Source organism: Sphingobacterium sp. BIGb0165 (genome assembly GCF_024810095.1).
In the GTDB taxonomy this organism is placed as follows: domain Bacteria; phylum Bacteroidota; class Bacteroidia; order Sphingobacteriales; family Sphingobacteriaceae; genus Sphingobacterium; species Sphingobacterium detergens.
Genome location: NZ_JANUEB010000010.1, coordinates 53,403 through 66,176, shown reverse-complemented (window position 1 = coordinate 66,176; position 12,774 = coordinate 53,403). Strand labels below are relative to the sequence as shown.

Below are 12,774 nucleotides of genomic sequence, written 5' to 3'. Positions count from 1 at the left end.
ATAAGAAATTTAAATATAGGGGATAACAAGCCTATTTTCACAAGATGGTTACAAAAAATCCCCTATTCAAGTGGTTGCTTGAATAGGGGATTGTATCTTGTAAAACATGATCAAACGCGGTTTTACCCATTCTATCTGATATCGTTTGGCATCTGTTTGAATTTTATCATGCGTATGGACAAATATGCTATTTACGCGGTTTACTACTCATTGTATAGATCAATTCACCACCATTCGTTAGGCTACTATACGATAGTTTCAAATTGTCCAGGAGTTTACCATTCAAGGTTACCGATTTAACATATACATTCTTCTCAGATTGGTTACGCACAGTAATGCCAATACTTTTCCCGTTTTCTAGATTGATCTTTGCAGATTTCACCAATGGGCTTCCAATCCAATAGGCATCTTCGCCCGGTGCTACAGGGTAAAATCCAAGCGCTGTAAACAGATACCAGGCGGACATCTGTCCACAGTCATCATTTCCACCCAACCCAGCATGTCCATTATGATATTGATTTCGAATAATCTGACGTAGACGTGCCTGCGCTTTCCAAGGGCTCTGGGTCATGTTATACAAATAAGCGACATGATGTGAAGGCTCGTTTCCATGTACATAATTCCCAATAATTCCATCCCGGGTGATATCCTCAGTATGCTCAAAATATTTATCGGGAAGTTCCATTGTAAATAAAGAATCCAGATAGATTTCCAGTTTCTTTTGACCACCCATAAGCTCCATCATCTCACGGGGTTGATGTGGGACATACAAGCTATAATTCCAGGAATTCCCTTCGATAAAGCCTTGTCCATGGGTATCTAATACATCAAATTTTTCCTTGAACTTCCCTTGAGAATTCTTTGGTCGCATAAAGCCAATCGCCGGATCATAAAGCGATTTCCAACTCTCAGCACGTTTCGAAAATGTACGGTAGATATCTTCTTTACCCAGCTTCTTTGCCAATTGAGCAATACACCAATCATCGTAAGCATATTCCAGTGTATTGGAAACTGAAGTACCTGATACATCATCCGGAACATACCCTTTATCTATATAGGCTCCTATTCCTTCATAATTACGGGTATTTGCAGTTTGTACACAAGCTCGTAATGCCGCTTCGGGATCACCTTTATACACGCCTTTCAATATGGCATCAACAATGACAGATACAGAGTGATAACCACTCATACACCAATTGTCGTTGGCATAATGTGACCAGATCGGCAACATTTTCAATACGCTCTGATCGTAATGCGCCATCATCGACGCGACGATATCTGCATTGCGCGAAGGGTTAATCAGATTCAGAAGCGGATGGAATGCCCTAAACGTATCCCAAAGTGAAAACGAAGTATAATTCGTAAAACCCTTAGCCTGATGAATCTCCTGATCCAATCCCTTATATTCACCATTTTGATCCATATAAATGGTTGGCATCAGACTCGCATGATACATAGCAGTATAGAAATTGACTAGATCCTCCTTGTTCAACATATCCACTTCAATCTTGTGAAGTTCTTTTTCCCATGTCGTTTGTCCTGCACGCACATACCCATCAAAATTCCAGTTCGGAGCTTCAACTTCCATATTGTTGAGTGCATTCTTCATACTTACTGGGCTCAGCGCAACTTTCATCAGAATAGATTCGTCGGCTTTAGTGTCGAAGTCCAAATGTAGCTTGATGTTGTGAGCGGCTAGATCGGGGAAATTGTGTTGTTGGTCAAACTTACGCCAAAAACCGTTATACACTGATTTCCCATCTTCATATTTAGCGCCATAGTTTTTGAAAGGTTTGGATGTCTTTATCGCAAAATACACCGTACGTGTCCGGGACCATCCATTCGTCTGGCGATACCCTACCAAAGTCGAGTCATTCAATACCTTGACAACCGTCCAAACATTTTTACCGTCATAATTATAAATTCCAGCGGCTAAATCCACCACAAGATGTGAAGCATCTGATTTCGGAAAGGTATAACGATGAATTCCTACGCGGGTTGTTGTTGTTAATTCTGCTTTAATCTGATGTTTATCAAGCAAAACACTATAGTAGTTGGGCTCAGCACGTTCATTAGCATGCGAATAGGGAGATCTATACCCCTCCTGAGGTTTATCTGCAGTTCCTGGATTGAGCTGCACCTTCCCCTGGGTTGGCATGACTAATATATCTCCAAGATCAGAGTGACCAGTACCACTAAAGTGTGTATGGCTAAAGCCAACAATCGTTGGATCACCATATTGGTAGCCAGCACAGTATTTATACACATCACCATTGTACCGTCCATTTACAGCATAGGATAAGGTATCCGTATCTGGACTTAGCTGCACCGCCCCGAAAGGAACTGTCGCACCGGGGAAAGTATGTCCCATTCGAGCCGTTCCGATCAGTGGTTTGACATACTGAATCAATTTGGCTTCCTGCGCTCTTAATAAATAGGGGACACATAGCAAACCGAAACAAACTAAACTTCTTATGTTCATCGCTTAAGGATTAGATCTTTGGATTTTGACTATAAGCACTCCATAACTCGTCAATCGTTTTTCCGGTCTGCGCTTTCCAGAAATCATCTGTATACGTTTTACTCCGCATTGCTCCGTCCAATTTTTTAACAAAATCCTTTTTCACATTTTTGTTAATCCAATAGAGGAATCGTGCCGTAGTACGATAAGAATCTGTATACTTTTGTTTCGCTGTATACTCAGGTAATTTCCAATTTGCTCCGGCATTATCTAATCCGTCGTCAAAACGAACAAAATCTGCGATCCCTTCGGTTACCCACCAAGGTCCGGCCCCATCAGGATAAGCCTGAACAATGTGCATCACTTCATGGGTAACAACATCGATATCACCCGGATTTTTAGCAAACCACTCCGGGCTATATCGTACAATGCCTCCAGCTGTTGCGGCCACACCCTTATAATCTGGATCAATAACAAAAGACACCTTTTTTATGGTCTTTTTATTATATTTTTTTGCCAGCTTTGGATAATTAGTAAAATAGGCTGCTACCAATCTTTCCTTTAATGCAGGATTAAAATCTTTGTCTTTATTGATCCAGATCAAGGTATATCCTCCCTTAGTGATACTGTCGACATCTACAGCCACCTTGCGATCATTTTGTGTATGCTGCCAATTATCTTGTGCGGAAAGCGAACAAGAATACATTAAAGCCGCAACAGCAAGTGTTCTTTTCAAATATTTAAAGTTCATAATTAGGTTATTGTTATTTTCTTATTTCTTCTTTTTTGTTTTTTTTGAACTCAGCCCATCCTTGAATTCACTTGTCATCGAATATGGAGCTGCACTCAAGGTTGTTCCCCTATTATAGTTTGGTTTAGCTGTCATATCAAAATTAAGATTCCCACCTTCATGGAGTGCCTTATGACTTAACCAGTTTTTACCATAATTTGTTCCATTCAACTGTAGCGCATTGACATAAACGTTTTCATTCGAATTCTTAGGTGCATCTATTGTCAATGTCTTACCATTTTCGAAAGTCAATGTAGCTTTTTTAAATAAAGGAGCCCCGAGCACATATTCGTCTGTCGCAGGACAAACCGGATAAAAACCTAAAGCAGAAAATACGTACCACGCCGATGTTTGACCATTGTCTTCATCGCCACAATAACCGTCCGGAGTTGGCTTATACATTCTGTCCATAACCTGACGCACCCAATATTGTGTTTTCCATGGTTGGCCAGCATAATTATACAGATATGGCATATGCTGAATCGGTTGGTTGCCATGCGCATATTGCCCCATATTAGCAACCTGCATCTCCCGAATTTCATGGATAATACCTCCATAATAGCTATCATCATAATTTGGAGCCTGAACAAATACAGAGTCTAACATATTGACAAAAGTTTTCTCTCCACCCATTAAATCAATCAGTCCCTGCACATCATGGAAGACACTCCAGGAGTAATGCCAACTATTACCTTCAGTGAAGGCATCCCCCCATTTCAATGGATTAAAAGGAGCTTGGAATTTACCATCTTTATTTTTACCACGCATTAAATTGGTGGAAGGGTCAAATAAGTTCTTATAATTTTGAGCACGTTTAGCATAGAGATCAATTTCAGCCTTAGGACGGTTCAATGCTTTTGCCAATTGGTATATTGTAAAGTCATCATAAGCATATTCCAATGTCCGAGCAGCATTTTCATTGATTTTAACATCATAAGGAACGTAGCCTAAACTATTGTAATATTCAACACCTTTGCGTCCAACAGCTGTCATTGGTCCTTCATTGTTTGCACCGTGTTGCAGAGCCTCATATAGTTTGTTGATATCATAACCACGCAAGCCCTTCATATAGGCATCCGATACCACCGAAGCAGAATTGTTACCAACCATGATATCAGCATATCCTGGGCTGCTCCATTCAGGGAGAAACCCACCCTCTAGATAGGCATTAAGTAATCCCTCTTGCATTTCTTTATTGATAGAAGGATACATAAAGTTTAGGAAAGGATACAAGGCTCTAAAGGTATCCCAAAAGCCCGTACCACCAAACAAGTACCCTGGCAGTGTTTTACCATTATATGGACTGTAATGGACCGCCTTTCCTTGTGCATCGATTTCATATAGTTTATTCGGAAAAAATAATGTACGGTACATTGTAGAATAAAATGTGCGCAATTGATCAATATCATCTCCTTCTACCTTAATTTTACCTAAGGTCGTATTCCATATCTGGCGTCCATCTTCCTTAATTTGGTCAAATGACTTATTGCCGAGCTCATTTAAATTTAACAAAGCTTGGTCAGCACTGATAAAAGAGGACGCAACCTTTACCTGAACAGGTTTTGATTTATCCTTAACTTTGAAACCAACGATGGCGCCTGTATGGTCACCTTTAATTTGCAGCTGGCCATCTTTCTTTTCTTTTCCCTCCCAAGTAGCAACACTAGCAAAAGGTTGATCGAAAACAAGGACAAAATAGTTCTTGAAATTTTCAGGCAATGGGCCGCGCGCATATTTCGACGAGTAGCCGATGATCATATTTTTTTCGGGGATGATCTGAACTTCTGAACCTTTTTCATAAGCGTCCAGAACGATATAAGCATCATCCGTCTTATTGAAAGAGATACGAAACATCGCCGCGCGTTCGGTCGGCGTCATTTCTGCTGTCACATCGTGATCAGCTAAGTACACAGAGTAATAATATGGTTTCACAATTTCCGCTTTATGCGAAAACCAGCTTGCACGTTCATCCTGATCAAAAACAGGCTTTCCAGTAACCGGCATAATAGAGAAAACACCGTAATCATTCATCCAAGGAGAAGGCTGATGCGTCTGCTTCAAGCCACGGATTTTATCAGCTGTATATTGATACTGCCATCCATCGCCATTTTTCCCGGTCTGTGGTGTCCACATATTCATCCCCCATGGTCTTGCTATGGAAGGATAAGTATTCCCGTTGGATAGCTCAAATTTGGATTCTGTACCCATCAAAGGATTCACCAGATCGACAGCCTCCATTTGCTGTCCTCTAAACTTCTGAGCCAAAACCGGTTTTGCGCAAAACAAACCCAAGGACAGTAATGACCCTAGAAAAACACTTAATGATTTCTTCATTATTTAGGATATATATAAATATTTCTACTAAAACGTATTAGTAAAGATATAAAAAAGAATATTAAATCAAAAAAACTCGGAGCTTTCGCATATTAGGTCTTATGATTTTTTTACAATAAGGCTTTATTTTCTATAAGACAAATTTCGGATTTATCCCGCTTCAGGTATTTATACTATCTTTTGATCAAATTTGTCGAAATCACATATTCCTTGGGACTGGTAATCCCACTATCTATTTCTTTCAACAACACCTTCACACAGGTTTTTGCCAATGGTTCCAATGGTTGTTGGATGCAGGAGATCTTAGGATTTAATATATCGAACAATTCATGATCATCAAAAGAAAACAACGGAAAATTAAAATGTTCCCCTCCTTCAGTCCGAAGCGATTTCAAACCGAGGATGCAGAGATAATTGGTCGTAAAAAATAAACCATCTAAGTCCACATTTTTAGATACCCAGCTCCGCAAAGCAGCTGTACCTTTTTGTCGCAAACGACGATATGGTAATTGCAATATCCTCGCTTGCATACCCGTTTCTTCACAAAATTGCAAATAGGCATTTTTACGTGCCAGCATCTGAGGCTGATCCGAATCAATAGTAATTAACCCAAAACTCTTACATCCGATTGACTGTAAATGCAAACAGGCCTTCCGGCTGCTATCACCGTTGTCAATATGAACATAATGTGTCGCTACTTCTGGTGAATTTCGGTCAAAAACGACCAAAGGAACTTTATTTTCCAGGATTTTTCGTTGATGTTCGTCCAAATTTACCGTAGGTGCCAACAGTATACCTTCAACTTTCTTTTCGAGCATGAAATCAATGATATCTTGCGCATTTTGAGGATCCCCCAAAGTACTACTGTATAATACATGGTAATTTTTCTTGCGCAGCAGCTCTTCAACATACAAAGCAAAAGGGCCAAAAAAGGAATCGCCTATATTTTCGACAATCAAGCCAATTGTATTCGAACGCCCCGTAGCCAAGCTTTTCGCCAAAGAATTGGGCTTATAGCCCACTTTTGCGACATAATCCAGCACGCGCCTCTCAAGCTCCTTACTGATACGAGCCTGCTCCGCTTTATGATTGATAACCAACGAAACGGTAGATTTGGAAACATTAAGTTCCTGCGCAATTTCTTTAATAGATTTGGCCATGAGAGCTTTTCATAAAATTAAGTGAAATTAGAAAATAAAATGAAGAATATGCTCTTATTGAGGCAAATGAATATCAACACAATCGTTTGCGTAAAATTAACGGAGTGCTTTTTTTAGACATTACGGCAATTATTTAGTTGCTTATATCAACAATTGAAACTCTTTATGCTGGTAGCATTTCGTTGTTCCTACATTTTAGTGTAATACCAAATAGCTTACTCATAACAACTCAGCATTCTTGGTTGCAGTAGTCCTATTTACTAGGTCCTTACCTTCCTAACAAAATAACATTTGAGGTTAGCTAAAGTATCTTCACCATGATACTACAACACGACTTAGTCAATGCTTAATCAATGCTTAATCAATACTTCACGCGTACTGGAGCCCTATCTGGTCAACGAAGTATCATTTACTGATACTGATCCATATCAAAAAACTTTGATTTTTGTCGATTATTAATAAATATTCAAAAGTAAACACAAAAATCTGAGCTACTTTACCATTTTTTAATGAAAATGTTAAATTTTTTTTAAATTTACTCGCTGCTAGCTCCTTATGAAAGACACCAAATCATATCAATACCAAGAACTTCTCCCCCTTATTCAGCAAGGGGATCAGCGAGCTTTTTCGGTATTATATGATTTATTTGCCCCCGATCTGATTTCTTTTATAGCAAAAAAAATCAGCAGTCGTGAAATCGCTGAAGATATCCTACATGACCTTTTTATTTCAGTATGGAAAAATAGGGCTTTCATTGCAGAAATAGAGTCTCTTCCGGCTTATCTATTTAGTTCTTGCCGCTATTTGGTGCTTGCCTATTACCGCAAAGAGATGAAAATGCAGATTACTCAAGGTATTGAATATCTTGATTTTGAAGATCAATCCATACCAATCGAGGATCGACTTTATTACCGTTACATCATCGACATTGTTGCCAAAGAAGTAGAAAATCTTCCTCAAAAATGTCAGGAAGTATTCAAGTTGAGCCGCGAATATTATATGAGTAACAAAGAGATTGCAATAAAATTAGGAATCAGTGAATCCACTGTAGAAAAACATATCAACAAGGCTATTCGCCATTTACGCACCGCAACAGGTAATCTATTTCACTTTATCTTATTCTTTTAGTTATCCGCAATCTTCTATTAATGAAAAAAAAATATTTTTTTTTCATTTTGAGTAGAGGCTCCTTCCTTTTTACATCACTTGTATTATAACCAACCAGTATAACGTTGCGATTTATGAAGCAAGTGAAAGAATTATATAGACTGATTATCAGTTTTCTGAGCCGATCCGAAAATATTGAGGAACGTAAACAGCTTTTTAAGTGGTTTGATCAGCAATCGGCCGGTCAAATACCCGCAGAGCAGTTTTCCACCATCCAAAAGAATGTAAAAAATCGCTTGTTAGCCGAAATTGGTGTAATAGAAAAAAAATCCAATAATATAAAGTACATAAGGATTATCAGTACAGCGGCAGCCGTATTGATAATCGCTTTTTTCACCTATAAATACTGGCCTGCAGCAGAGCACATTGCTTCCAACAAGCTACTAGCATCGATTCCCCCCGGAAGCGAAAAGGCTATTATCATCCTAGCAGATGGTAAACAGATCAATCTGGATGAATTATCGCTAAATCAGACAATCCAAGTCGGAGAAACGATTCTAACAAAAGATGCTCAGGGGAAAATCAGCTATCGAAATGTCTATACCGGAAAAAATATTCCCCAACAAAACACATTAAAAACTCCTAAAGGAGCAACCTATGAACTCGTTTTAGCAGATGGCACATTGGTTAGTCTCAATGCTGATTCGAAGCTAACTTATCCTTCTTCATTTGAATCGGGAGACCGTATCGTCGAGTTGGAAGGTGAAGCTTATTTTCGGGTAACAAAAACAAAAGACCACAAAGGTTTCATTGTTAAGACAAAAAACCAACAAACGAAGGTACTCGGCACAAAATTTAATATCAATGCCTATTCAGATGAAGAAGATGTCCGTACCAGTCTAGAAGAAGGTTCAGTGATTGTTTCCAAACAGCACAGTGCAGTTAAATTAAGGCCCAACGAGCAAGCATTTTCCGCGGACGGGAAACTCCGTTCGAAGACCATCAATATAGACCAAGTGCTTAGTTGGAAAAGCGGTCAATTCTGTTTTGATGGGACAAACACATCTGAGGTATTTAAAGAAATCGCTAGATGGTATGATATAGATGTCACGTATAATGGAACGAGCAATGCAAGTCAATATAGCGGAAAAATTCCCCGCAATTTAAGTTTAGATAAGCTTATTCAGCTTTTGAATTATGCAAATATTCAAACAAAAGCAATTGTCGGGAAGAATAATAGGATCAACTTAATCATCACATAACCAAAACTATTACCGAAATGAAAAGCGAAAAACTACCACCCTAATACCTAGCTATTGATATCAATAAAGACGGACCCTGTTGGCGCAGAACCCGTCCAACTTATTGGTATTAAAGTATCGTCTAACTTCTAAATTATTAACACGTTAAAACCAAACGAATTTAATGAAATTTACCTTAACTCCGTTCATTAAGAAGGAGAAAGATTTTCGTTCGACCAATTTGGATGCTAACCTAGCGTCCTATATATGGCGAATTTATGAAAAACAAAAGCCTCTTTGTGCGCGCCCTTTATCCAGATCTCTCATGAGGATCAACTTAATCACCCTACTACTAGGCCTAGGTCTCTCGCAAGTAGATGCAAACACCTATGCCCAACAGATTAGCTTAAAAAAGCAAAAATCGAGTCTGGAATCGATCTTGAAAAATCTCGAAAAACAGAGCGGTTATTCATTTTTTTACAAGAAAAATGAGATCAACCAGATCATCGACTTAACTGCTGAAATTAAGGATACCCCCTTTAAACAAGCGTTAAATGTTATTCTTAACAAAGCAAATCTGTCTTATGACTTTTTTGATAAAACGGTAGTGATCAAAAAAAGTATGATGCCCCCCAAACAGCTTACCTTAGCACCGTCGGACGCTCATAGGATCGTATTTACTATACAGCAGCAATACGTCAAAGGAAGAATCATCGACAGCGAAGGAAAACCAATTTCAGGTGCATCAATTCGTCTTAAAGAAGATGCACGAAAAGGTGTAATGAGCTTACCTGACGGCAGCTTTGCATTGCCAATATCTTCACTAAACGAAATCCTAGTCATAACTTCCTTAGGCTACGAAAGGCAGGAAATTAAAGCGAGCTTAAACCAGGATAAAATGGTTATCCGCTTAAAAAAACAAGAAAATGCCCTTGAGGAAGCTGTTGTTTCTACAGGTATTTTTAAGAAGGAAGACAAAAGTTTCACAGGAGCATCACGTACAATTACGACAAAAGAATTGCGACAATATGGTGCGAGAAACCTTGTGACATCCTTACGTAATATTGATCCATCGTTTAATATAATCGAGAATAATCTTTTCGGTAACGATCCTAATCGACTTCCAGAAATTCAAATGCGGGGAAATTCCAGTATCCCAAATGTGAATGAAATTCAAAGCGAATCTGCAAGTCAGCTTAACACACCGCTGATTGTTTTAGATGGTTTCCAGACATCGCTTCAGGCACTTATCGATATTAATGAAAATGATGTCGCTTCCATTACCCTCTTGAAAGACGCCGCAGCGACTGCACTTTACGGTTCCCGAGGTGCAAATGGTGTCATCGTCATTACAACAAAACTTCCGAGACCGGGCAAATTACGTTTAAGTTTTGGATCAGAACTAAAGGTTGAAAATGCTGACTTATCAGCTTACCACCTCCTTAATGCAAGAAACAAACTCGAGTTGGAACGTATTACCGGACTTTATGACTCTCCAAACGCAAGTACAGACATTCCGAATAAACGTTATTATAATTTTCTGTTAGATGAAGTTAATAGCGGCGTAGAAACGGACTGGATGGCTATTCCACTGCGCACATCCTATGCTTTAAGAAGTAATTTAAGATTGGAAGGCGGTGATAACCAGTTCCGATATTCAGCCGGTATTCAAAATAACAATACAGCCGGTGTAATGAAAGGTTCTTCCAGAAATACACTGAATGGATCTATCACCCTATCTTACACCTACAAAAATTTAATATTTAGAAATTATTTAAACATTAATAATATTAAGAATCAGCAGTCGCCATATGGATCATTCAGTGATTATTTCGACCTCAATCCGTATTGGCGCCCTTATGATAAAGATGGAAATGTAAATAAAGTATTGGGTGATCCGGGTACAACTGATTATTCAAATATATGGACTACCCTCCCAACGAACCCATTATATAATGCTACTCTAAAAACATTTGACAAAGGAGATCAAACAGATATCACCAATCAAACCGCTGTCGAATGGTCTATACAAGAGGGGCTTAGATTAATAGGAAAGTTTAGCTTTACGAAATCGGATAAACAGTCCGATGCGTTTAAACCGGCAGAACATACTGACTTTGCCAATTATACTGGAGTCGATGTCTTTAGAAAAGGAGCTTATTGGATTGGTCTCAATCGTGGAATGAAATACGAGGGAGCTTTAAATCTATCCTACAGCAAAAAAATAAAAGAAAAACATCAGATTTTTGTCGGAACAGAGGCGAATGTTTTTCAGGATAACACCTCGCAACTAACAAACGCCGCAGAAGGTTTTCCAAACAGTGATCTTGATTTTCCATCGATGGCACTGCAATATATGAAAGATGGAAAACCTTCAGGAAACGAATACTACTATCGTACAGTAGGTTTCGTTGGAAATGCCAATTATAACTTTGATAACCGTTATTTTATTGACGGTACATTTCGTATGGATGGCTCATCACAATTTGGTGCCAACAAGCGTTTTGCGCCTTTTTGGTCAGCAGGTCTCGGCTGGAATTTGCACGAAGAAAAGTTCTTTAAAAAGAATGAGGTTGTCAACCGACTTAAATTGCGTGGGTCAGTAGGGACGTCCGGGTCTACAAAATTCAATACTTACCAGGCGTTGACAACTTATGGCTACTACACTTCCGATAGATATTATAATTGGCTGGGAGCTTATGTCTTGGGCCTCGGCAATCCGGATCTAAAATGGCAGCAGGTGCTTAAATACAATATCGGAACCGATATCGACCTTTTCGACCGTTATTTAACGTTACAGGCCAACTATTATATTGAAAATACCAATGACCTCGTTTCGTCCGTTAATACCCCCGCATCAAGTGGTGTAGGCTATTATACAGCCAACATCGGAAAATTACGGAATAAAGGATTCGAATTATATGCGACAGTCTATCTGATGAAAAAGCCAACCGGTTTAACCTGGTCAGTTTCGGGGTCAGTATTACATAACAAAAATAAAGTACTTGAAACTTCACAAGCATTAAAAGACGCACAGAAAACACTTCAGGGGGATCTCTATAATGCCAACAAAATGTATATCGAGGGATATTCTAGCAACGCTATTTGGGTAGTCCCATCCCTCGGAATAGACCCGAGCACAGGTAAAGAGCTTTATCTCGCTGCTGACGGCACACCAACTTACACCTGGGCCTCAAAAGATGTTACTGCTGTCGGAAATACGGACCCTAAAGTTTGGGGTAATTTCAACACCATGATACGCTACAAAGGATTTACATTTACCGCTTCATTGGGTTACCGTTTTGGCGGTCAGGCTTACAATAGAACTCTAGCTGAACGAGTCGAAACCAGCAGTTACAAATATAATGTTGACGAACGCGTCTATACTGGCCGATGGCAAAATCCCGGCGATTATGTGCCATTCAAGGGCCTTTTAAATACAAACCCAACCTATAAAACATCCCGGTTTGTCCAAGATGAAAACACCATATATGCGAGAAGTTTCAACTTCCAATATGATTTTCGCTACATGAACTGGGTAAAGAAAATTGGCTTCGAAAACATCAACATAGGACTGGATGTATCTGATCCATTTATCATTTCTAGTATCCGTCAAGAACGAGGAACAAATTATCCTTTTTCAAGGCAGGTAACTTTTAGTCTTAACGCAACATTTTAATA

Annotated in this window: 7 protein-coding genes; 3 read left to right on the top strand and 4 right to left on the bottom strand. The window is 39.1% G+C overall.

Translation table 11 applies throughout. The features are described from left to right. Nucleotides 1-187 precede the first annotated feature (187 nt). The 4 genes from M2408_RS21800 to M2408_RS21785 all read right to left on the bottom strand — a co-directional run bounded on the left by M2408_RS21800 (nt 188) and on the right by M2408_RS21785 (nt 6,745). Complete coding sequence (locus M2408_RS21800) at nt 188-2,482, bottom strand: GH92 family glycosyl hydrolase (RefSeq protein WP_259186608.1); 2,295 nt, start codon at nt 2,480-2,482, stop codon at nt 188-190. A 10-nt stretch (nt 2,483-2,492) separates the two neighbouring features. Continuing rightward, a complete protein-coding gene (locus tag M2408_RS21795; RefSeq protein ID WP_259186607.1) occupies nt 2,493-3,212 on the bottom strand; it encodes a basic secretory family protein in 720 nt (239 codons plus the stop codon). Nucleotides 3,213-3,233: 21 nt separating this feature from the next. Beyond that, nucleotides 3,234-5,585 (bottom strand): GH92 family glycosyl hydrolase, encoded by a 2,352-nt coding sequence (locus M2408_RS21790; RefSeq protein WP_259186606.1) that lies wholly within the window; start codon nt 5,583-5,585, stop codon nt 3,234-3,236. A 173-nt stretch (nt 5,586-5,758) separates the two neighbouring features. After that, nucleotides 5,759-6,745 (bottom strand): LacI family DNA-binding transcriptional regulator, encoded by a 987-nt coding sequence (locus M2408_RS21785; RefSeq protein WP_259186605.1) that lies wholly within the window; start codon nt 6,743-6,745, stop codon nt 5,759-5,761. Nucleotides 6,746-7,300: 555 nt separating this feature from the next. Between M2408_RS21785 and M2408_RS21780 the strand changes: the two genes are divergently transcribed. The 3 genes from M2408_RS21780 to M2408_RS21770 all read left to right on the top strand — a co-directional run bounded on the left by M2408_RS21780 (nt 7,301) and on the right by M2408_RS21770 (nt 12,772). Beyond that, entirely contained in the window at nt 7,301-7,873 is a 573-nt protein-coding gene (locus tag M2408_RS21780) for an RNA polymerase sigma factor (RefSeq protein WP_259186604.1), read from the top strand. Nucleotides 7,874-7,986: 113 nt separating this feature from the next. After that, entirely contained in the window at nt 7,987-9,114 is a 1,128-nt protein-coding gene (locus tag M2408_RS21775; RefSeq protein ID WP_259186603.1) for a FecR family protein, read from the top strand. A gap of 304 nt (nt 9,115-9,418) precedes the next feature. Next, the gene (locus M2408_RS21770; protein ID WP_259186602.1) at nt 9,419-12,772 is read left to right on the top strand and encodes a SusC/RagA family TonB-linked outer membrane protein; all 3,354 of its coding nucleotides are present in this window, start codon (nt 9,419-9,421) and stop codon (nt 12,770-12,772) included. Nucleotides 12,773-12,774 lie beyond the last annotated feature (2 nt).

Bases quoted from the DNA above. Each gene is read 5' to 3' on its own strand.
- M2408_RS21800 (WP_259186608.1), bottom strand. From the start codon at position 2,482: ATGAACATAAGAAGTTTAGTTTGTTTCGGTTTGCTATGTGTCCCCTAT.
- M2408_RS21795 (WP_259186607.1), bottom strand. From the start codon at position 3,212: ATGAACTTTAAATATTTGAAAAGAACACTTGCTGTTGCGGCTTTAATG.
- M2408_RS21790 (WP_259186606.1), bottom strand. From the start codon at position 5,585: ATGAAGAAATCATTAAGTGTTTTTCTAGGGTCATTACTGTCCTTGGGT.
- M2408_RS21785 (WP_259186605.1), bottom strand. From the start codon at position 6,745: ATGGCCAAATCTATTAAAGAAATTGCGCAGGAACTTAATGTTTCCAAA.
- M2408_RS21780 (WP_259186604.1), top strand. From the start codon at position 7,301: ATGAAAGACACCAAATCATATCAATACCAAGAACTTCTCCCCCTTATT.
- M2408_RS21775 (WP_259186603.1), top strand. From the start codon at position 7,987: ATGAAGCAAGTGAAAGAATTATATAGACTGATTATCAGTTTTCTGAGC.
- M2408_RS21770 (WP_259186602.1), top strand. From the start codon at position 9,419: ATGAGGATCAACTTAATCACCCTACTACTAGGCCTAGGTCTCTCGCAA.